Below are 25,131 nucleotides of genomic sequence, written 5' to 3' on the forward strand. Positions count from 1 at the left end.
TATAATAGTTCGGATGAATATTAATAAGAGAGCATCAAGACAGCACATTTCTAAAAACACTTTTTTATGTGTTTTTTACTAGCTTTTTAACCAACCATATTACTATACCACACTAAAACATTTATGTCTTAAACCTCATATAGGTGACATTAGAGAGGTAACGAAGCCGTTTTTTGTAAAAAATATACGCCATCAATATATTACAAAACAAAAAACCCTCCTGATCAAGGATCAAGAGGGTTAAGTACTGAAGGTGGGACTGGTCTCGAACTTTTTTACTCGTAGACTGTGAATCAGTAGCACAATATTCAGTCACATTTCAAAATGCCTATTTTTTAATTCCGCAATGGAGACAGGTATTTATTTTTTTTATTAATCAATCATTAAACTTATTCCTTTATAAAATGTAATGATTTATTGATATCCTTACCTTTTATTGTTAAGATATAACGACCAGCTTCTAATTTGCCTACTGCTAACTGATACACCTTGGTGTTTTTAATCTCTTTATATAAAACTCTACGTCCTGTCAAACTAAATACTTGTATGAATATTTTTTGGTTCTCCAGACCCCCAATTGACAAGACATCGCTCTTTACCGGATTTGGATACATAGAAATTTTCACGTTTTCTGCCCCTTTTGTAGACAAAATAGACGCTTGTCTGCTATTATTTGTGGTTACCACAAGTTCTGGCTTTTTGTTTCCTTCTTTTGACCAGAAACTCACATCATTTCCCAAGGTATGCTCTACAATCAAACTCAGTTTACCTCCAACAGCAAGACCGTCGAGATTCCAGATATAGGTACCATTGGTAGTATACGAAGTGTTTTTTGAAGCTAATAATGTTCCTTTACCAGGTTTATTACTGTTAGAAAGGTTGCTTTCTGTCCAATTAGTACCATTACCCAGATATACTTTGACACTACCATTACCAGAATCAGAACCCACGGTAAGCCTAAGTTCTGCTTTGTTTACTGTTCCACTAAGTGTGCTTAGGTCAAATAGTAAATAGCCTATTCTGTTTCCTGATTCTACTCTAAGATCTGCAGTATTGAATCTTGTGCTACCTTGTAGGTAGGCATCATGTATAGGAGCAAGATTGTTAGTAACAGGTTGATTACTTTGAACTGTGAAAGAAAAAGAAGCTTCACCGGTATTACCCTCGTTATCAGTTGCAACAGCTTTTAAAACATAGGTTCCTGCTGCAAGGTTTACTAACGCAGCATCATTTTGACCTGGATTTGCTGTACCCCATTCATAAGGAGCTACGCCTTCTTGTCTTACCAATACATTATTAAGGTATAGTTTAACATTTACCACAGTTCCATCAGTATCTGAAGCATTAACAATTACTCCTAAATCATCTCCTTCGATAAATTCGCTATTCGTTGGACTCTGGAAACTAACAGAAGGAGCTACCGGTACTCTATCAACGATAATAGTTTTTGTAATCGTAGTTGATACTCCTTGGTTATTTGTTGCCACTGCTTTCAAAATGTAAGTTCCCGCTACTAGGTTTACTAATGCAGCATCATTTCGACCAGGATTTGCGGCACCCCATTCGTAGGGAGCTCCTCCTTCTTGACGCACGAATACATCACTAAGATATAACCTAATATTGGATACACTTCCGCTATTAAGAGCAACTACAACTCCTAAATCGTCACCTTCTTGTAACTTTGTATTGGTAGGGCTTGTGAAAACAATTTCAGGTGTATTATCACAAGGGGCATCTGATGCATTCGGACCGTGAATATAATCAATAAACGTATGCCTAGGAGCTGATGCATCCGGAGGGAAATCTAATCTAATTTTAGTAATTGTTTTTCCCATCCAAGTGTTGAGATTACTCATATCAAAAACGAGCTCCTCAAAGACATTGGTAGTTTTTGGAGTTACCGTTACGGATCGACCTGCTGTAAAACGAGGTTGATCAGTAGTTGTCCAAAATAACTGGAATGCCCCGGCAGCTTCAGATTTAGCCCTAATCTTTAATTGTGGTACTTGATTACCATTAAATTTCAACCCATCTCTTACAATATATGGATCACTAGAGTTATCTGCTCTTAATAACCAAAATGCATCGTTATTGGTGTTGTCGGCTGCGATATTAGTTTTACTAAAACTTTCTGAGCTTTTATTAAACCCAAAGTTCAAATCAGAAGCATTATTTGGGTTACCACAGGTCTCCGTTTCAACTATATCTGATCTTCCATCACCATCACTATCGAGAGCAGTAGCTCCATCCAGATCGTTTGTCGTACAAGGAAGCCCAACCGATTGAAAACTTCCATTATTATCCCAATCAAAGAAAATGTTCACTCGGTTATCACCTTCAGCACTTCTGAATTTTACATATACATCTCCGTTTCCAGCAATATAATAAGCATTATTGGTAGCATTTTCTACTTCCGCTACTGAGTTTAGTCTTGGAAATCCATTAACTCTAAAATTACCAAGTTTACCTAAACCTTTAAAACGTGCGTATCCCATATCACCGGCATCTCCTCTATTCCAAATAAGTAGTATACTTTTGTTTGCCGGCGCTTTATCAAAATAATACGTGTAGAGAAATCCTTCATTTACAATCATTGGAAATTTGTACGTTCCTGAGGCTGGTGATCCTGACTCATAAAAACAAACATCTTCAGTTCCGGGTTTGGAACGAACAATGGACATACGAACTCCACTTGAATTGATTCTGGCAAACCACAATCCTGCGAAGTAATAATCAGATCGAGCCGCATTTCTCCATGAAGGGTGCCTGTATTCGTGTCCATCTCTAAGAAATGGAATGTCTCTGATTAGTGTACCAGGCTTTCCTAACATGGTTCCGTCATAATCTTTGAAAAATTGTCCAATCTTTCTTGTACGAGTAGCATCTGTATTTGGTAATGGGAAAAATCTGAAAGGAAAAGGTTCAGAAAACCCTTTGGTAGTGCCACGAAAAGTAGGATTGAAATTCTCAGTAGCTCCACCACCTGTGATTTGTTTAATCATTTCGGTATTGGATCGGTTCCATCCTTCAAAATGACAGTCGATATGCCTTCCAGGACCGTCATAAAACCTAAAGAATTCACGTACGCCGTTGAACACGCCCAGATCAGTATCTGCGTTAAAAAGACTGTTCTCAATGGTTAGATCACCAGCCAGCATCGTGGCGGTTTTGTTATCACTAAAAACACAATTGTAAAAAACAGTGTTCTTGTTGTTACCTCCAACGCCTAATCCGCAATATAAGCCTTGATCATTTCCGTAAAACAATCCATCTTTGATTAATTGTCTACTATCTACATCCCATCCAAAATTTGCTTTCAAAGAATGATCAGGATTTAATCGGTCAAAAACATCCCAACCTGTCATACATGTATGGGCTACGAAACCATCAAATCGCCCTAAGGGTTCCTTTGATGGGTTTAAACCTTGGTAATAGGGCAAATTTCCTGAAGCGAACATCGGTTTTTCAGGAAAAGCAAACCAAAATCCTGTACCTTCAGTTCCTGCCGCTACATTATTTTCAAAGTAATTATTGGGATTAGTAATCCAATAAGAAGCAGGTGTTCTGTTTTGAGGAGCATTGGCCTGATTGTCGGATGGTGTTAGTTGCTCTCCGGGTTTTGGTCTTCTGGTTACAAACACTACATTATTTTTGACCGTATTGAAACGTTCTCCTCCATCTTCAAAAAAGATACCGTGACCTATATGATCATACGCAAATACACCATCTACCGTTACATAATCGGTACCGTGAATGGTTACCGCTCTGTTAAAAGATTTGTGTACACTGCTGTTTTTTAAATAACTGCCCTTTGCCTTATCTTCATTTAAGTGCCAATGGAACGGATAGCGTCCTAAAATTCCTTTTTGACCCATTTTGTAAAGTTCTACCTGTTCTGCGTGAGCTATAGAATTTTTCATGAGCATGATATGGCCTCCAAATCCATCTGATTCATTGTTCCCATCCATTTTGCCCTGAATCTTGATATAATGAGACAATAAGCCTACCTCACCCTGAATATTCACATTCCATGTTTTTCCATCTCTGGCTCTTGTGTAAGACTTTGATCCTCCTATATGTTTATATTTTAAAGGATCTTTTAGCGTAAGTGTTTTTTTATCACCACTAATGGCAGTAATTTCAGCCTCATCAACATTGTTCCAGGCTTTTGTTTGACCACTGGCTAATCCTGTAGCAGTCAAGGCAATTTTATCGCCTATTTCCCAATCAACAGCATTTTTTAAGGTGATTTGGGTAGCTCCGGCATTGGCAGTCTTGGCAAGGTTTGTCCAACTCATTCTTTTTTTACCGTGTAATTCCAGAGTACCTCCACCCATTACCATGATGGCTTTATATGATGCAGGGGCATTATTCAATTTACCGCCTGTTAAAGTTATTAAGCACTTTCCTGTTGCATAATAAGGTTGCGATGCTGTACCAATTTCCATTTTTCCGGAAACCACAATACTTTGCGTTTCTAAATTAATCCATGCACCAGTTTCCTGCCAATTAACGGCATTTAATTCACCATTAACCCTAATGGTTTTTGCACGGCATGTTCCTGCAAGTCTTACTTTTCTACCAACCGGTATTATTACATCATCATTTGCGGTCGGTACTTTACCATTTGGCCAAATAGAGGCATCATACCATAATCCATCGGCCACAGGTTGTATGGTTGCCAAATTAGCAGACGGCGTGCAGTCAATAGATGATGTAATTTTTGATGAGGTGTTACTATATGGTGTCTCAAGTGCAAAGGACGAAACTATCCAAAAGCATAGAAAGGGAAAAAGTAATTCAATTTTTAATTGCCGTACTTTCCAGATATTCAGATTAAAATTAATTCGATTTTTTAGGAGCTTTTTCATGATTATTCTGTGTTAACGTTCTGATTTTTGTATATGAATTTTTAGCATAATACACTGATTTTATACTTCTCGTGTATTATTAAGACTGGGATAATTCCATCAGGAAACTTTTTTGTTTCCTGATAGAATTTGAACTAAAACTATGCTTATTCTTTTATAAAATGCAGTGATTTGTCAATACCCTTACCTTTTATGTTTAAAATATAACTTCCTGCTTCTAAGTACTCTACAGGTAATTGATAAACATTAACTCCTTTTACATTCTTAAGTAAAACCCTACGACCAATTACACTAAATACTTGCATGGACACTTCCTTATTTTCGAGTCCTGCAATAGATAACACATCGCTCTTAACCGGGTTAGGGTGTAATACAATATTCTGAGCGTTTGCATTTAAAAAAGAAATCTTACTTTGTCGATTCGCACACGAAGGAGCTTGAGAAGAGTTGCTAAAGTAAAGCGTAAATCCTCGATCTTTGGATACCAAAACAAAATTATCACCATCTTTGGCCACCCAGTAAGATCCATCTAATCCATTGAAGCCAGTATTAGATAATGTCACTTCGGGTTGCCCATTATTTAATTGAAAACTCATGGTGTCAGAGAAGTCCACATACCAATTTGGAACTCCATTATTGGTATTAATTGCGAATTTGTAAAGACCGTTGTAGGTAGGATCCCAATCGATTGAAAATTCTCTGAAATTACTAAGACTTGGACCACCTTGTCCTAGAACATGAACATACCCGTATGAAACGTTATCCATAGCAGGAATACCATTGGCAATCGGTATTCCGAAAGAACAGCCTCCAGTATTGCCATCATTACTTTGTACAGTTAAGGTAAAGGTAGTTTCATCTGTATTACGATCATTATCTGTTGCTACCGCTTTAAAGATATGCGTTCCCACAGGAAGTCCATTGACTTCTGCCGGGTTAGGTGATCCGGTATGCCCCCAGTTATATGGTGCTATATTTTCTTGTCGTACCAAAGTGTTATTGATATACAATTTGATATTGCTTATTGTTCCATCGGCATCTGTGGCGTTGGCTTCAACCTCTATGTCATATCCTTCCTGTACTGTTAGGTTTCCGGATGGATTCACAAAAGATACCACAGGATCTATAGTTGGCACAGCACCTTCAACTTTTAGAATAAAGGTAGCTTCAGCTTTTGCACCATCATTATCGGTAGCTACGGCTTTTATGGTATGATTTCCTACTGATAATCCTAGTAATTCAGTTGTATTATCGCCATTGCCCCAAGTATAGGGAGCTAGAATTTCCTCACGAACCAGTGTTCCATCAACAAATAATTCAACTTTACTAATAGAACCATCACTATCTGAAGCATTTACAGTAACCTCAAAACTTGTATATCCTTCCTGAAGGGTTGTGTTTCCCGATGGAATTGCAAATGATACTTCCGGAGCTACATTTCCGCCCGGATTAGAACCTTCTTTAGTGATTAGTATTATCCAATCCTGACCTCCATTATTAGGAGCACTTCCAAGAGATCTATTACCACCACCATTTACACTGGTTACAGAACCGTTCTTCAGGTTTCCGCCATTACGAGGATCATACCACTTGACAGCAAATTGTCCACTTTGTCCATTTAAATTAAGATTCGTAGAACCTCCATTTTTTAGATACACTACATAGGCTTCTCCTTGTTTTGCATAGCAATAATCGTTAGAACTAGAAGACAACGAATTGTTATTTCGCATTTGTGTCAAAGGAAGATCCGTTATCTCGAAGAAACGAATGGCGTGACGGCCATAATCCCACCATGTATCGCGGCTTCTAAAATCTTGCAATGAAAGATCTGAATGTGCATTCTGATATCCGAAGTACCATTCATTACCCCATCCACCTGCGAGAAGGGTTCCCCACAATGCATTTTTTCGACCATCTACATGAGAATTTGCTGCATTATTGTCTGGTCTAATAGCATACTGTGCATCACCCGGTTCATCACAAGCGACAGCCCATTTTTTTCCGGCATTTCTAGATTTATCAAGAGCTTCTTTTACTTTGCTAAAAACATTTGTGAAATCAGATTTATTGGTTTGCAAAGAAAATCCTGTCAGTTCAGATTGATTACCAACCAAATGATCAGGGAAATCATTAGGATACGTATGGATAACAATATGATGACGATACGGATCATTTTTATAAAAATATGCTGCCATTGCCCTTTGTTGTGCAGGGGATTGATCTGTTGATTGGGGCCCAGCTCCATTCTCCTCACCAAGGTTCCAGTTGAGCGCTAGGTTGTGTCCAAATCTTGCAATCAGTTCACGATAATACAGTTTACGTTGTGTTCCGGTATTTCCGTTATCAAGAAGTGTTTCATTTTCAGTTTCTTGAGTTTTGAAATGTGCAAAAATTCCATTCTTCTGCATATGTTCAACCACGATAGCCCATTGAGACAGTTTAGATACATCCATTCGAGTACGTTGGTTCGAAGCAATGTATGGATATACATTTTCATCATCACCATTAATATTCATGGTCAAGAAAGACATAGAGTTTAGTCCTTCACTAGCGATATAATTTACAGCTCCAATCAATCCTTTTCCTTTACCGCTTTTCCAGGTAGGATTGCCAGAGTTCCAATCCCCCATGTGTGGTTGATAATTTTTCCTTCTATTTCCTGCGTTAGGTGTATTGTCAAAATCGTCGTAGGCAAATAAATTTTCTGGAGAGTCTGGACCTTGCTTGATCATGTATTCGCCAGTTTCGGCAAAGCGCAAGTAATGTTCTCCAACATATTGCAAACGACCCTTTGCTCTAAAATCTCTACCTGTTTTATCCGACGCAGCAACATCAAATGACCCTGTTTCTCCATTCATGAATCCAGCAACTGTCCCTGCGGTATTACTATCATTTACCGCAACATTACTTCCTTTTCTAAAAGAAACAGAATAATTCCAAGTACCCGTCTTATCCGGAGCAAAATGAGCTCTCCATTTATTACCACTGCTTGCAGAGGTTTGTGCAGCATTTCCATCGGTAGCATAATAACCAGGCACAACATAGGACGGAGAACCACTCTGATGTGTAAATGTTACATTTAAACGATAATTTAAAAATGGGTTATCATTAGCAGTCTCAGAAGAATTGGGACCATCAAAAGTCAAAGTAACTTTATGCCATTTTTTTAACTCGCCAGTTACAACTGTCCCATTATTTCCTCCACCACCATCGGTACAATCCGCTAATTGTGCAGCTGGACCATCACCCGATGGTTTAGTATACGCTTTTGATAGAACGAATTTATCGAATTCAAATCCATCTTCGCGCATTGAAAAAGATATGGTATGAACCCCAGCTGATGGAATATCTAAATATATCTTTTTTTCTTCTCCACAATGATTGGCGTCGGTTCTTTGCCTACTCTCCCAAGTCCATTGATTTTTTCCTTCACACCATTGCATTTTTTTACCAGACGAAGGCCAATTCCCATTAAGGCCTACGTGAATACCATTGTCCTCGCTACCTGTAGAATATGCTCTTACCCATACATAATATCTTCCTGGATTTGTGAATTTAATTTTATAATCAAGAACACCTAGCTCACCGGGATTTTCTGAAAAGTTTTCTCCTCGTATTAATAGATCTTCGTGTACCACTCTGGTATCTGGAAGAATTTCTACATATTTTTTACTACTGGAAGAACCTGCATGTGAACCATCAGGATCGGGATTTGGAGTATTGGTACTTCCATTCTGGACATACCATTTTCTTTTAGACGTTTTTGACTGACTTGTAAAGCTTTCGGCTTCTACGGCTACAACTCCATTGCTTTCTACGGCTGCACAATTTTCTCCACTTCCACCACCATTATCTCCACCCCCGGTACCATTTCCTACTGTAAAACTTTTGGTAGCGTCACCTTGAGCACCATCATTATCGGTAACTACAACTTTAACAGTATAATTTCTTGGTTGCAGATTAGCTATTAGATGTGGTGTATAATCAGCTCCATCGGTATCTACCAAGGTACCATTTACAAAAACCTCATGCTTGGTGATACTACCATCAGAATCGTTGGCATTGATATTTACCGAGACATCGCTCCCTGCATTATAATTGGCTTGATTTGGGCTAGTAATGGATACCGTCGGAGACTGATTGGCACCTCCACCATTGTTTCCAGAACAATTGGTCCAGACTTTTATGTCATCAAAATATGCATAATCTGTGGTAGGAGACCACCAAACTGGGTCATCGGCTTTACCACCACGATAAGTATGCATTACTACTCCATTAATTTTTACATTTCCTTTCCCGGATAATCTATATTGAATAGTATTCTGATTCAATAATAACTCCCCATCAACCCACATTTTTAAGACTCCATTGTTTTGACCTGGAGTATTCAGTTTGATGTATTGCTTAATAGTGTACCATTGATCTTTTTTGAGATTATCCTTGAATCTAATATTTCCTCCACAATTGTTTTCTCTATTTGGGAAATACGGATATACAATTAAATATGGATTGTTTGTTTGTGCTCTGTTTCTTCTCCACATTAATCTAGCTGTAAAAGCGTTTTCATTAGTGTTTTGATTTTGAGTACATCCTACAGGCATAGCACCACTACTATTGGAACCTCCGCCAAGACCAGGAAGTTTTCCTCCGGTTGCCCAGACAAAGTTCTTATCAAATTTTACTCTGTATTGTAGCGTTGCTTCTTCGACTCCATCAAAAGAGCTATCAAAAAGAAAACCACCTTTTCTACCGCTAGCTGCATTTTTGATATACTGAGCACGTAATTGTCCATTGATCACTCGTGTTTCCTGAGGCCAGTTTCCTCCAATACCTCTAATTTCGCCAGAAGACCGTGCAGAAACCCCAGGAAAATCATTTTTGAGCATGTTTAATGAGTACTCTTTGTTTTGACCGTTATATTGGTTAAAATTTTGATCAATAATCAAGCTACTATTAGTGCAGTCTTGCGCATTCATCTTTCCTAATATTAGTAAAGCAAATACGAGGAAAAAGCATTTGATGGTTTTAAGTGTTTTCATTGCGTGTGTAAATTTAAGTTGGCGAATTATTCTTATGTCATTTTTTAGTTTTTAACCATTTTATATCTTCTTGTTCCTTCTTTTGATGACCTCAACTCAATAAAATAAAGCCCATTTTTTAAGGATGTAACATCAATAGAAATTGAATCTTCTTTACCTGCTTTTATCTTTTTAACCACTTGACTGTTGATGCCGTAAATCATTATTTCATATACAGATGGATCAATATTTTGTATTAATACTGACTTATCAGCAGGATTCGGATAAAAGGAAAATGAGTCTTTATTTACCGTATCTCGTCTGGCTGTATTAGCGCAAGAAGGGGCTTGATTATTATTACTGAAATATAATGTGTACCCTGCTGTTTTTGATACCATGACAAAACTATCTCCGTCTCTGGCTACCCAATAGGAACCATCTAAACCGCTGAAACCGGTATTCGATAAAGTCACCTCTGGACTAGCATTTTGTAACTGATAAGACATGGTGTCACTAAAATTTACATACCAACTAGGTACACCATTATTGGTATTAATTGCAAATTTGTAAAGACCGTTGTAGATTGGATCCCAGTCAATTGAAAATTCTCTGAAGTTACTTAGACTAGGCCCACCACTTCCTAAAACATGGACATTAGTATAAGATATATTATCCATAGCTGCAATACCGCCAGACATTGGTGTCCCGAAGGAACAGCTATTACTACCTCCATCATTATTTTGTACGGTTAATGTGAAAGTATCTTGTGCAGTAATTCCCTGATTATCCGTCGCTACCACCCTGAAGGTATATGTTCCTGCTGTAAGGCCATTTACTTCTTGTGGGTTAGGTGATCCATCATGTCCCCATTCATACGGAGCTACATTTTCTTGTCGTACTAATTGGTTGTCGATATACAACTTCAAATTGCTTATTGATCCATTTGTATCAGAAGCCGTAGCTTCTACGAAAATATCATACCCTTCCTGAACCGTAAGATTGGATGATGGCTGTATAAATGAAACTACTGGTGGCATATTTTCTGAGGTAACATTAAGCGTAAATGTATCTTGTGCTTTGGCTCCATCATTATCGGTAACTACAACTTTAACAGTATAGTTTCCTTCCTGAAGATTAGTTATTAGATATGGTGTATAAGTATCTCCATCGGTATCTACCAATGTACCATTTACAAAAACCTCATGTTTGGTAATACTACCGTCAGTATCGTTGGCATTGATATTTACCAAGATATCGCTCCCTGCATTATAGTTGGCTTGATTTGGGCTAGTAATTGAAACAGTTGGTGGTTGATTACTGCCAGAAGAGGTACCTGAAGGAGTTGCCTCTCCCAAAGTTTTAGCAACTCTCATTTCATCATAATAGGCACTTACATCAAAGTTGCACGCGTTAGCGTTATAAGCCCCCCATTTTGGATACACAACAGTTCCATCAAAGGTTTTGTGATATGCTCTTTTGCCATCAGCAGATAATTTTACCTTATAATCCTGAAATCCGGAATTGGTTAAGGTTTGTTTCTCTCCATTATACCAGAATTCTACATATCCTACATCTTTATTTCTGGACATCTTTATTTTTAAAACAAAACTCACCCAAGTATCTTCGGGAACGGATTTATTCCACAAAACAGTCATGCGTTGGCTAATAGATCCGCTACAAGAATTCCAGGATGGATAACAAGGACCCCAAGCACTCAGACTCAGTTTTCCATTTCCATACCCCATATTAAGCGGATAGTTTTGAGTATTGTTTTGGTTACTGGCATCGGTCTTCCATTGCCATACCGCAATGCCACTGTTAATATTAGGGGTGGACTCTATTTTCCATCTCCATCCATAATATACAACATCTCCATCTTTAGGTACATAGCTATTCACTGTCCCTGTAGTTCTGGCAAATTCTCCTCTTTTTTGCCCTTTGGGCTTACGAATTCTCCATACTTTTCCGTATTCTGGATCAGTTACGGTAGTAGCCGTTGATGAATTGTTTGATTGATTACTACAATTATCACCGGCATTTCCGGAATCAAATCTTCTGAAGCTGCTCTTTACACTTTTATTCGGGTCTCCATACCATAATTCTTGTGCTTCAACAGCTATATTTGTTAAAAAAAATACAAATACAATTGCTAGTGTTAGTTTACTTTTTTCCATTAGTTTAGTAATTAGTTTTAGATTTCTGATATTTCTTGCGTTTTAATTTTCAATTTAATCCATTCCTTTACTATTATTTTATGAATTGTGTTTTCAACGCTTTTTTGTTGTAACAATATACTTTTACAAAATACAAACCGGCTTCAAGATCGTACGTACTTAACTTAAGTTGAAACTTGTCTTTACCTACTTTTTTAGTTATGATTTCCTTTCCCTGAAGATTAAATACACTTATTTTATAAACAGAAGAAGAAAGATTTGAGATGTGTAAAACATCTTTTACAGGGTTAGGATAAGTTACTAATGCAAAGTCATCAACTACTAACTTGTTACTAGAGCTATCAAAACAATTAGGTGCTATCGAAGAATTACTAAAGTATAATGTAAATCCTCCATCTTTAGACACCATCACAAAGTTATCACCGTCTTTGGCTACCCAATAGGAGCCATCTAACCCGGATATTCCTGAATTATTAATTGCTACAGAAGGGTTTGAATGTCCGAGTGTATGCCTAAGTTTATTTTTTAGATCCACATAATAAGAAGGAACCCCATTACTGGTGTTCATAGCAAATTGATACAATCCGTTGTATGCAGGGTTCCAGTTAATACTGAACTTTCTGAAATTATTTAGAGCTGGACCGCCAGTTCCCAGAACATGTACTTCAGAAAACGAAACACTGTCAAATGCTGGTAAAGAATTATTAAGAGGAACTCCAAAAGAGCACTCATTTCCTCCTCCTGTATCTACATTTTTTACGGTGAGCGTAAAAGTAGTTTCAGAAGTTAATCCTTCATTATCTGTGGCTACTGCTTTAAAAATATGAGTTCCAACTGATAAATTGTTTACCTCATTTGGGTTTGGAGAACCATCACGTCCCCACTCATAAGGAGCAACACTTTCTTGTCTTATAAGATTATTATCTACATAAAGTTTTACATTACTAATACTACCATCAGCATCAGAAGCATTTACTTTAATGTCAAGACTATAGCCTTCTTCAACCATAATATCACTAGAGGGTGTTGCGAATGATACAACTGGAGGTTGATTTGTATCACCACCATTGTCTCCGGAATTTCCTATTCTAGTAGTAGAAACAATGAAGTCATCAAAATAAGCAAATTCGTCATTATTTGCCCACCAGGAACTATTACTACTTCCTCCAAAAAAAGTTGAAAAATAAAAGTGATTCATCAATAAACCTACATCATCACTATCAACAATAAAGTCATCCACATCGTAAAAACCGGCTGCTTTGACACCATCAATCCAACCTTCCATAATCCCATCATTATTACCAAGAGTATTCAGTTTATAATGCATCTCTATATGATGCCATTTGTTTTTCTGAAATTTAACCTGTCCTACAGATTGATTATCCCACCAAATTCTTGTTTGTTGATTGATCTGCGTATTATAATGTGCATAAAATTCTATTTTACCTTCCTCTCTCCACATTAATCGTAACGACATGTCCTGACCGTTCATTCTGCCACCAGGACCTGGGATTTTACCTCCTTTAACAAAATCAAAATCTCCCAGAAATTTTACCCAAAAACTAACATATAATTCTCTATATCCTTCTCCAGTTGGCGAATTAGACACATCAAAGAATATTTTTCCATTTATACCACTGTCAGAAGGTGTAGATTTATTTTTTGGAAACTTAACCTCTAAACAATTTCCAGAACCTCTATCGCTGGGAATGCTTCTGAGAAAACCCTCATCACAGCCATTACAGGAATTAAATTTTAGGAGCGTTTTTGATTGTTCTTTGTTTATAGGACCCAATCTTATATGATCAAAATCATTTTGATATACATAATTTTCCTGAGCGTAAACAGTAGTTGTTAATAATACCAAAACTATTGATATCAGGCTTCTTTTTATGAAAAGAATCATATTTGGGGTGTTTAGTTATAGTAACCGGGCAAATATATTTTACCCGGTTTTTAAAAGATGTTTGACTGATTTTATTTCTTTAAAAGTCGTGACATTTCTTTGTATTTATTTCCTCTTACGATAATAATATATAAACCAGCCTCTAGCTCAGAAATATCAATAGTAACAGTAGTTTCAAGAATAGATTGACGTAAAACAGTTTTTCCTTGAATATCTTTGATTTCCAGCTTTGTATTTGCTTGTGGAATATTTGAAATTGTTAGTATGTCTCCTTCAGCAGGGTTTGGATATATTTTTGCGGCAGTCGTTTTCATATCTACTCTTGAAAAAGACTGGATGCTATTACTACAATTAGGTACTGTGGCCGAATTACTGAAATAGATTGTAAAATCCCCTGTTTTAGAAACCATCACAAAATTGGCTCCATCCTTGGTTACCCAATAGGATCCATCCAAGCCATTAAATCCAGAATTGCTTATGGTCACTTCGGGATTACCGGTATTAAATTTAGTATTACTAAGAGGCCTTAGGTCAACATAATAACTCGGAACACCGTTATTGGTATTTAGGGCAAATTGATATAATCCGTTGTATTGTGGATTCCAGTTAATACTGAATTTTCTAAAATTGTTTAGGGCCGGACCACCGTTACCTAAAACATGTATGTATGAGTATGAAGCTTGATCAAAAGCTGGTAGGCTACTAGAGGTCGGAGTTCCAAAACTACACGTACTGCTACCACCAGTATCTTTGCTTCTTACAGTTAGCGTAAAGGTGGTTTCGGAAGTCGTTCCCTCGTTGTCCGTTGCTACTGCTTTAAAAATGTGAGTTCCAACTGATAAATTATTTACTTCATTTGGATTTGGGGAGGTAGCATGCCCCCACTCGAAAGGATCAATGCTCTCTTGTCTTACAAAGTTGTTATCAATGTATAGCTTCACATTATTTATTTGACCATCACTATCCGATGCATTAACTTTTACATATAAGCTATATCCTATATCTACAGATAGATTACCACTTGGGTTTTGAAAAGAAACTGCTGGAGGTATGTTACCTCCGCCAGTACTACCAGAGACTGTAACATTTATGATACTAGAAGTTGTGATCGCTCCATCATTGTCGGTAGCTCTTGCAGTTAGTGCGTAAGTTCCTTCTGAAGCATTATTAATCGTATAAGAATATGGCGCACTAGTATCTTGACCAAGTCTTGTGCTTCCCTTAAAAAACTCAACTTTAGTTACCGATCCGTCAGGATCATTTGCATTTGCTTTAATTTGGATACTTGTTCCTATATCAAAATTAGCTCCGTTAGAAGGCGATATAATACTTACCGTCGGATCTTGATTACCACCTCCTGAACATGGGACTATGTTCCAGCTTGGGCAAGATTGCGTTACATAATTTATCGTTCCATCACTTACCGGGAAATCTGGAGTATTAGGATTTCGAGTATTGTTCCAAACGTGAATTTCTGAAGGGTCACCTTGTTTTTTTCTCGCCGTTTGAATCTCATTACCCCTTCCTTCAAGATTAAAGGTATTATTAAAAATTGCGTTTCGATACCCTGTGTTGTACCCTGTACCTCTGTCCAAGAAATCAACACCAGCATTTATAATAGTAGAGCCATCAAGATTAAAGGTATTGTTATATACAAATGCATAAGCTCCTTTTAGGTCAATAAAAGCATCAGCACTATTTTGTCCGGATATCCCTTTGGCAGAAAAAGTACAATTTCTAATGATTGTATTCTTGGTACCTTCTTTAACATCAACACCTTCGGCAGTAACATTTGGTCCAACAATACAACCATCTATTGTGTTATTATTACAGTCTCTATTATATTGATCATGTTGGCCTTTATCAGACCCAACGTAAAGTCCTTCTCCTATTCCTGGTTTTTTGATTCCTGTATTATATACTTTACAATTCTTTACCAAGTTATTACTAGAACCATCTCTTAGGTGTATACCTTCTTCTCCTAGTTCTCGGACAGTTACATTTTCTAAAATTCCACGATTGGCATTGTCCAATACAATTCCTTTAGAGCCTTCTTCGAAAATAATATTTTTTATTTGCCAATAATCACCTAACATATGCAATACATACCCATCATGCTTTCCATTTTCACCTTTTAATATTGGCGGATTTGATGGATTTTCTGCTCTTATAATGATAGGTTTAGCAGCTGTTCCATTTTTGTTTGAAGCAAATCTGGCAGCTCTTCCTCCTATATTAATTTTGTCCGGAGCTTCATAGGTTCCTGAAGCAATTATGATCTCATCTCCTGGTTGAGCGTTTTGCATCGCGTTTCGGATACAAGCTACCGTATTACAATTGATCGTTCCGCTTGGATCAGGATTTACAATGTTTCCTGACCAATTTTTAATAATACTTTTAATAAAGTTACCTGTAGCTGTAAGTTGGTTACTTTGTAGACCCGAAACTCCGGCTCCACTCTGTACTGAAGAAGCTCCTTCATTTTTATCACTAATTGCCCAATTAGCATGGCTTATGCTATGTTCTTTGAAGAATGCCATCCATTTTTCGGTTTCTGCAACATTAGATGAACCATTACCATCGGCATTTACTGATCCCCATTCTGTAGCAAAAAGAGGTATTCCATTATTCATTGCTGTGATTGCCTTATTTCTTAAGCCTTGACTATGTGTACCTGCATAAAAATGCAAGGTGTACGCTGTATTATTGTCATTTATAGGATCATTTGAAGCAATATCTACATCTTGTGACCATGTAGATGAACCAACGATAATCAAATTATCAGGATCTTTTGACCGTATCCCTGCAATTACTGCATTTGCATACGATTTAATTTCAGACCAAGACTGTCCGATAGGTTCATTATAGATTTCATAGATCACATTATCCTTATCCCCATATAATTGCGCCATTTCTGTGAAGAAGGTAACAGCTTCACTTTGGTATTTTTCGGCTTCGTGGGTATGCCAATCTATGATTACATAGATTCCGTTAGCGATGGCGGCATCTATTACTTTTCTTATCTTATTTTTTTGAGCTTCCGGACTATCAATATAGCCGGTTCCTCCGTCCCAAGTTTCCTTAACTCCCATGGCTACTCTTATAATCGAGCTATTCCAGTTGCTGGCTAAATGGCTTACTGTTTCGGCATTATAAAAATCTGAACTATCTCCGGCATTGCTCCAAAACAAGCTATTTCCGGCAAGGCTGGTAGGGACATTATTTTTATTCACGATTTTATTTCCGTTTACTTGTAGTCTACCGTGTTTCTGCACAACTGTCTGTGCGCAAATAGTAAAACTGAATAATAAAGCAAGGAAAAACAATGATTTGGTCGTTGGCTTTAAACCATAACAGTAGTTTACTTTCATTTTCATGATGTTTTTGAGTTTGTTGATTTGTTATACATTTTACGTATAGACTCTTACCAATAATTCCCTCTAACTATTAGAAATTATAGTTTAATTCTACACATTCTTTATTAGGCATAGACGATGCATGGGCATATAATGCTAAAACCTAATACATAAAAAAATAAAGCAATCACCTTATAGATCACGAAAAAGGAAACCGGATCTTCCAGGTGTGCAACAAAAAATTTGTGCTATAAATGAATTTTTACAGACTTTGGGACTCTCATAGGTTTCATAAGGTTTGTGTTTAACGTTATTATTTATTTTTCCCAACTGTTTTATACGATCAATATTAAAAAGTAATTACAAGGGGTACGTGTAATTAATTTCCAAAACAATGTTAAGGATTAAAGAGGTTATAAAAGTCCGATTTATGGAGTGTTTTTGTCCAAGTATTTGATTTTCAAGTATTTTAAATAATACTTTTAACAGCTTTGTTTCTTTAAAAAAGTTGAGCTTTAAATAAAAAATGACGTTGTCCAACTTCATTATTTCATAATATTCTGTCAAATTAGCGTTATATGTATAGTTAACCAATCATATCTACACCCCAAAAATGAAAAGAGCAATTACACCCTTTGTATTTTTGATACATCTCTTTGCTTTTTCTCAGGAATCTAGTTTCAATAACTTCATTCATTTCTCTGTCTCTGAAGGCTTATCGCAAAGTACTGTAGTAGCCATAGAGCAGGATCAGTTTGGTCAAATGTGGATTGGAACTCGTGATGGACTTAATAAATACGATGGCGAAGAGGTCACTGTGTATAAGAATATCTCTAATGATTCTACCTCTTTGAGCAACAATGACATTTTATCAATAAAGGAAGATAAAGAAGGTTTTATTTGGGTCGGAACTCATAACGGTCTAAATCGTTTTGATCCAAGAACAGAAACATTTAAAAGATTTCTATATTCTTCAGAAAAGAATACTGTATCCCATTATTCTGTACGTACCATAAAGCAAATAAATGATCAAACCTTATGGTTTGCTTCTTCTGATGGGTTATTCATTTATGATCAAAATAAAGAAAGACTAATAGGCTATAGAAAAAATGACAGCACCCCTTCTAGCCTTATTAATAATTTTATAATTGAAATTTTTCAGGATAAAAATGAGAGTATTTGGATAGGAACTTCTACAGGAATTCAAAAAGTAATTGGTAATGATATATACAAGTTAACGTTTGAAAACTTTACGGCATCAAATCCACTATTTATACAGGCAATTAATGAAGATACTAATGATAATTTATTGATTGGCACAAAACATAATGGCCTACTTGTATTTAATAAAGAGGATAATCGTTTTATACCCTACAAAGATGCAAATAACGACACAATACCTAGTACAGATATACGAAGATTAGAATATGATCATAATACTAATTTATGGATAGGAACTTATAATGGTTTATATATAAAAAGAAATGATCATAAAGTAAGTAAAATAACTCATCAACCGGGTAATCCTAAAAGTTTAAGCAAGAATAGTGTCAAAGAGATTTTTACAGATCTTAATGGCTCTATATGGATTGGTACCTATTACGGCGGAGTAAACTTATGGGATATCTATAACAATAATTTTCATACACTTTATAAAACCAAAGGAGATCAAGCTTATCAACTAGGAGTTGTTAGTTCATTAGTTGAAGATTCGAAAGGTAATCTTTACGTTGGAACAGAAGGTAATGGTGTAACTGTTATTTATAGAAATGGCAAAACCTGTCATGAATTAACAGAAGCATTAAACTCTAAATTATCCGACACCAATGTCAAATCCTTACTATTGGATGGGGATAACTTATGGATTGGTACACTAAAAAATGGTGTCGAATGTTTCAAAATTTCCACAAAATCTTTCGATTCATCCACTCATGAAAAACTAAACGCTTTATTATCAGATCTTGGTGTTTATTCAATCACAAAAATCGATACTAATATTATTATTGGAACTTTTGGAAAGGGTGTCATAGTATACGATACGGCGTCACAAAAAGTTAATCAGATTGCACATCAGATATTAAATGATAAGTCCTTAACGAATAATAGAGTACGGTGTGTTTTTTTGGACAGTAAAGGTAATTTATGGGTCGGCACTGATAAAGGTCTAAATAAAATTGAAAAAGATCAGATTCTAAGGGATAACCCTACCATAAAACGTTTCCTTTTTGATAACCAAAAAACCTATGGACACAACATTATGTGTATTTATCAAGATAGCAAAGATCAGATTTTTATTGGAACCAAAGAACGAGGAGTACTAAAGCTTAAGAATAATACTTTTGAAGAATTGAATCTAAACCTTCTGAACACAAGTGTTACAACTGCTTACAGTATTGTTGAGGACAATCAACATTATTTATGGATAAGTAGTAATCTTGGAATGGTTCGATATAACTCTATAACCGAAGAATCCATAGTCTACAATCAAACAGAAGGTTTTTTGGGAAATGAGTTTATCAGTAATTCTTATTTAAAAGGAAGCAATGGAAATTTATATTTTGGAGGTATAAAAGGTGTTTCATTTTTTAACCCTAACGAACTACAAAAGAATAATTATGAGTCCACTGTGATATTGACAGGATTAAAAATTAACGGCGAAAATCTTGGCAAAAGCATTTCATTTATGGATAAAGTTGTGTTGGAGCACAATGAATCTTCGTTCTCGTTGAATTTTGCAACTCCCAATTATATAAATGCGGCAAATAACCGATACGCATATCGACTTAATGGATTAAATAGTGATTGGAAATTTACCAAAAATCATGAAGCGAGTTATACTATTCAAAGACCTGGTTCGTACACGTTTGAAGTAAAAGATGCTAATAATAATGAATCCTGGAGTGAAAAACCTACAACACTAACTATAACAATAAAAGCTGCGTTATGGAAAACACCGCTTGCCTTTGTTATATATTTTTTGATCGTTTCATTAATTTTATACCAAATATTCACCAACATAAAGGCAAAAATAATACTTACAGGCAAACTGAAATCTGAGCGTATAGCAAAAAGTAAACAGGAAGAAATTAATAAATCTAAGTTAGACTTTTTTACCAATATTTCACATGATTTCAGAACCCCACTAACGCTTATACTTGCCCCCCTACAGCAACTAATCGAAAACTATACAGGTACTAAGGAAACCTACAAAAAATTACTCATTATAGAACGCAATGCCGGTCAACTGCTTAGGCTTACAAATCAATTACTGGATTTCAGAACATTTGAGAATAAGCATTCTAAGTTGCAAGCCAAAAAGGAAAACCTGATTCCTTTTTTAAAAGAAGTATTTAATTCTTTTCAAGAATATGCTAGTCTAGAAAATTACTCTTATTCGTTCGAAAATATTGCTGAAGAAGTTCATGTATTTTATGATCATAATAAACTAGAAAAGGTGTTCTATAATATTATATCTAATGCCTTTAAATATACCCCACACGGAGGTAAAATAAAAGTGAAAGTTTACCAAAAAGACAAAAATGCAATTATCGAAATCTCTGATAATGGTAAAGGGATTGACCCTAATTTCATGAATAAAATCTTTGAGCGATACTATGAAACCGCTAGTCAAGTAGAATACCAAAAACATTTTAATCAAGGCAGTGGGATTGGATTATTCATTGCCAAAAGAGCTATAGAATTGCATAAGGGTGAGATTTTTGCAGAAAGCAATAAAGATCAAGGCACTAAATTTATAGTGATTTTAAAACTTGGCAGGGATCATCTAAAAGATACTGAAATTATCCAGGAGAAATCTATCAATATAGAGCCTTTTTCTTACAAAGGTCAATTTAATGAACATAAGTATTTTGACAGGGTTGAAATCGACAGTGTACAAAAAAAAGAAGGAAAGTCAACAATACTTATTGTTGAAGATAACAGCGAATTTAGAGATTTTGTAGTAGAGTTTCTGAAAAAAGAGTACACTGTAATACAAGCAAGCAATGGAAAAGAAGGTTTAAAAAAGGCACATAGAATTCAACCTGATCTTATTGTCAGTGATATAATTATGCCCATTATGGAAGGAACTGTTCTTTGTTCTAAATTAAAAGATGATAATCGCACAAGTCATATCCCTATTATTTTACTTACTTCAAAATCCACTCTGTCACATAAGTTTGAAGGACTAGAATCTGGTGCCGATGCCTATATCGAAAAACCATTCAACATAAAAGAGTTTCTTCTGGTTATAAAAAACTTAATCAGTACTTCTAAAAAAGTAAAACAAAAAACAGCAACTACAATAGCCGAATCTGGAAACAACTTGTCATTGGAAGAAAAGTTATTGGAAAAAGCTATTAGAATTGTAGAAAACAATATTGAAAATACCGATTTTGATATACCTCATTTTTGCTCAGAATTGGGACTAAGTAGAACCATGCTTTTTGTAAAGATTAAAGACTGGACTAATTTTACTCCTAAGGAGTTTATTAATTCGATTCGCATGAGAAAAGCTACACAATTTTTAGAGCTTGGCGAACTGAGTGTATCTGAAGTCGGTTACAAAGTCGGTTTTAAAGACCCAAAATATTTTTCGAAATCATTTAAAAAGTATTATAACAAAACCCCTTCACAATATGCGGAACAATTTTATTCTTAGCTTTGTTTCGGCCTGAAGTCACCGATGAGCAATTATACAAATTTGAGGGAAGGTGCAAGCAGGAATTAAATAGAATTCAGATGTATAATGCTAACAACACCTTTAATTTATTGAACCCAACAAACTAATTTATTATTTGGAGTAATCTTTTTATTAGCAAATAATTTTGGATCAAAATAAAAACGGGACAACTCCTTTATTAGGTGTTGTCCCGTTAAGTACTGAAGGCGGGACTTGAACCCGCACGGGCCTTACAGCCCATTGGATTTTAAGTCCAACGTGTCTACCAATTCCACCACTTCAGCATGGTATATTTTCTCAGAGCGAAAGACGGGATTTGAACCCGCGACCCTCACCTTGGCAAGGTGATGCTCTACCCCTGAGCTACTTTCGCAGTTTTGTTAAGAACGACGCAATACCTGATTGCGGATGCAAATTTAAAACATTTCTATAAACGACAAAGCTTTTTGGTAAAAAAGAATAAAAAAAATTACACCTGTGAAGCTTTCTTACTGGTTAACATACGTTTAATTTCATTTAATTTCATCAAAGCTTCTACGGGAGTTAAGGTATCAATGTCAATATGCAGGATTTCTTCTTTGATTTGTTCTAATAACGGGTCGTCCAGATTAAAAAAACTGAGCTGTACTTTTTCTTCCTCCTGTAAATCCTTAATCTTACCGGTTAGCTCTTCGCTACTATGTGATTTCTCTAATTTTTTCAACATTTTATTGGCCCGATGCAACACTTGTTGTGGCATACCGGCCATTTTTGCTACATGGATCCCAAAACTGTGCTCACTGCCACCAGGTACCAGTTTTCGCAAAAACAAAACAGTATCTTTGAGCTCTTTTACAGAGACATTATAATTTTTTATCCTCCCAAAGGTTTCGCACATCTCATTAAGCTCATGATAATGCGTCGCAAACAGGGTTTTGGGTCGCGCTGGATGCTCGTGTAAAAACTCACTAATCGCCCATGCAATCGAAATTCCGTCATAAGTACTTGTTCCTCGTCCGATTTCATCAAGTAATACTAAACTGCGATCAGAGATATTATTCAAAATACTGGCGGTTTCATTCATTTCGACCATAAACGTTGACTCGCCCATGGAGATATTGTCACTCGCCCCTACTCTCGTAAATATTTTATCAACTACGCCAAGATGCGCGGCTTCTGCCGGCACAAAGCTTCCCATTTGTGCAAGCAATACTATAAGTGCTGTTTGTCGTAAAATTGCTGACTTACCACTCATATTCGGTCCTGTAATCATAATCATTTGCTGATTTTGATTATCAAGCTGAACGTCATTGGCAATATAGGGCTCTCCAACCGGTAATTGTTTTTCTATCACAGGGTGACGACCATTTTTGATATCTAAAGCATATGAATCATCCAAAACGGGTCGGCAATAGTCGTTTTCTTCAGCCAACTGTGCAAAAGATGCCAAACAATCCAATTCTCCAATCAATGCAGCATTACGCTGTATGGGCTGTATATAATCTGCCAACCAAAGTACCAATTCACTAAACAGTTGCTGCTCAAGTATGAGAATTTTTTCTTCTGCACCTAAAATTTTTTCTTCGTATTCCTTTAGCTCTTCCGTAATATATCGCTCTGCATTTACCAGAGTTTGTTTGCGAATCCAGGTATCCGGAACTTTATCACGGTGTGTATTACGTACTTCAATATAATATCCAAACACATTATTAGACGCTATCTTAAGAGAGCTTATCCCGGTAGCTTCCGTTTCACGGGCTAGCATCTTATCCAAATAATCTTTACCTGAAAATGCAATGGCTCTCAATTCATCTAATTCGCTCACCACACCATTAGCAATTGTATTTCCTTTTAAAATATTTACGGGTGCTTCTTCGTTTAGGGTACTTTTGATTTTTGTTCGCAAGAGTTCACAGTCATGCAACTGTTCTCCCATTTTTTTGAGTGATTCATTTTTACTCTTTGTCGCCAGAATTTTAATCGGCTCGATAGCTTCCAGAGAGTTTTTGAGCTGTACCACTTCTCTCGGACAAACTTTACCGGTGGCGACCTTTGATATCAAACGTTCGATATCACCAATACGCTTGAGTTGTATAGTTAACTTTTGTTTTTCATCGGCTGTTGATTTAAGGTATGCTACCACCTCCTGTCTTCGGTATATTGCATCACTATCCTTTAACGGAAGTGCTAACCATCGTTTTAAAACACGGCCTCCCATAGGAGAAATAGTTTTATCGATTACATCCAGTAAGGTAACTGCATTCACCGCAGTTGAATGATATAATTCCAGGTTACGAATCGTAAATCGATCCATCCAGATATAACGCTCTTCGGCAATACGCTGTAGTGAGGTAATATGCTGAATGTTGTGATGCTGCGTTTCACCCAAATAATGTAAAATTACGCCAGATGCTATGCTACCTTCGGTTAAATGATCCACTCCAAATCCTTTCAACGAAGTGGTTTTAAAATGTGTATTTAAAGTTTCATAGGTATAATCTGTCTTAAACACCCAGTCTTCTAAAAAGAATACATGATGATCTTCTCCAAAATCCTTAACAAAGTTTTTCTTATTGGCTTTAGAAACTAACACTTCGCTAGGATTAAAGTTCTGTATCAACTTATCGATATACGCTACATCCCCCTGAGCAGTAAGAAATTCTCCCGTAGAGACATCCAAGAACGCAATTCCCAGGGATTTTTTACCATAATGTACCGCACACAAAAAATTGTTGGTCTTACTGTTTAAAACCTCATCATTTAAAGCTACACCAGGTGTTACCAATTCTGTAACGCCTCGCTTGACAATCGTTTTAGTTTGTTTGGGGTCTTCTAATTGATCACAAATAGCCACACGCTCTCCCGCCTTAACTAATTTGGGTAAATAGGTATTAAGCGAGTGGTGTGGAAACCCTGCCAAGGCAGTTTCGGTCTCACTTCCATTTCCTCTTTTAGTCAATACAATATTGAGGATTCTTGCAGATCGTATCGCGTCCTCGCCAAATGTCTCGTAGAAATCTCCCACTCTAAAAAGCAATAATGCATCAGGATACTTAGCTTTGATGGCATTGTACTGCTTCATTAAAGGGGTCACTTTTTTGTTCTTACTTGCTGCCAAAAGTTATGTCTTTATTTGAATCCTGCTA

At 36.3% G+C, this 25,131-nt stretch carries 7 protein-coding genes and 2 tRNA genes; 1 reads left to right on the forward strand and 8 read right to left on the reverse strand.

Annotation, left to right across the window (positions count from 1 at the left end; all coding sequences use genetic code 11):
- Window positions 1-389 precede the first annotated feature (389 nt).
- The 5 genes from ACJRPK_RS15915 to ACJRPK_RS15935 form a co-directional block, all read right to left on the reverse strand.
- Entirely contained in the window at window positions 390-4,871 is a 4,482-nt protein-coding gene (locus tag ACJRPK_RS15915) for a G8 domain-containing protein (RefSeq protein ID WP_407141405.1), read from the reverse strand.
- A gap of 146 nt (window positions 4,872-5,017) precedes the next feature.
- Window positions 5,018-9,910 carry a polysaccharide lyase gene (locus ACJRPK_RS15920; protein WP_407141406.1) on the reverse strand — a complete coding sequence of 1,631 codons (4,893 nt, stop codon included), beginning with the start codon at window positions 9,908-9,910 and terminating at the stop codon, window positions 5,018-5,020.
- Window positions 9,911-9,954: 44 nt separating this feature from the next.
- The gene (locus ACJRPK_RS15925; protein ID WP_407141407.1) at window positions 9,955-12,063 is read right to left on the reverse strand and encodes an Ig-like domain-containing protein; all 2,109 of its coding nucleotides are present in this window, start codon (window positions 12,061-12,063) and stop codon (window positions 9,955-9,957) included.
- Between the two features lie 73 nt (window positions 12,064-12,136).
- Window positions 12,137-13,969, reverse strand: coding sequence for a polysaccharide lyase (locus ACJRPK_RS15930; RefSeq protein WP_407141408.1), 1,833 nt, complete (start codon window positions 13,967-13,969; stop codon window positions 12,137-12,139).
- Window positions 13,970-14,040: 71 nt separating this feature from the next.
- The gene (locus ACJRPK_RS15935; RefSeq protein WP_407141409.1) at window positions 14,041-17,346 is read right to left on the reverse strand and encodes a cellulase family glycosylhydrolase; all 3,306 of its coding nucleotides are present in this window, start codon (window positions 17,344-17,346) and stop codon (window positions 14,041-14,043) included.
- 592 nt (window positions 17,347-17,938) lie between these two features.
- Here ACJRPK_RS15935 and ACJRPK_RS15940 point away from each other — a divergent pair.
- Entirely contained in the window at window positions 17,939-21,985 is a 4,047-nt protein-coding gene (locus ACJRPK_RS15940; protein WP_407141410.1) for a two-component regulator propeller domain-containing protein, read from the forward strand.
- A 219-nt stretch (window positions 21,986-22,204) separates the two neighbouring features.
- Here the strand turns inward: ACJRPK_RS15940 and ACJRPK_RS15945 are convergent.
- From ACJRPK_RS15945 to mutS, 3 genes are all read right to left on the reverse strand, one after another.
- Window positions 22,205-22,290, reverse strand: a tRNA-Leu gene (locus ACJRPK_RS15945).
- A gap of 17 nt (window positions 22,291-22,307) precedes the next feature.
- A tRNA-Gly gene (locus ACJRPK_RS15950) sits at window positions 22,308-22,379 on the reverse strand.
- A 96-nt stretch (window positions 22,380-22,475) separates the two neighbouring features.
- The gene (gene mutS / locus ACJRPK_RS15955; RefSeq protein ID WP_407141429.1) at window positions 22,476-25,067 is read right to left on the reverse strand and encodes a DNA mismatch repair protein MutS; all 2,592 of its coding nucleotides are present in this window, start codon (window positions 25,065-25,067) and stop codon (window positions 22,476-22,478) included.
- Window positions 25,068-25,131 lie beyond the last annotated feature (64 nt).

Origin of the sequence: Aquimarina sp. 2-A2 (genome assembly GCF_045505135.1) — a bacterium.
Classification (GTDB): domain Bacteria; phylum Bacteroidota; class Bacteroidia; order Flavobacteriales; family Flavobacteriaceae; genus Aquimarina; species Aquimarina intermedia.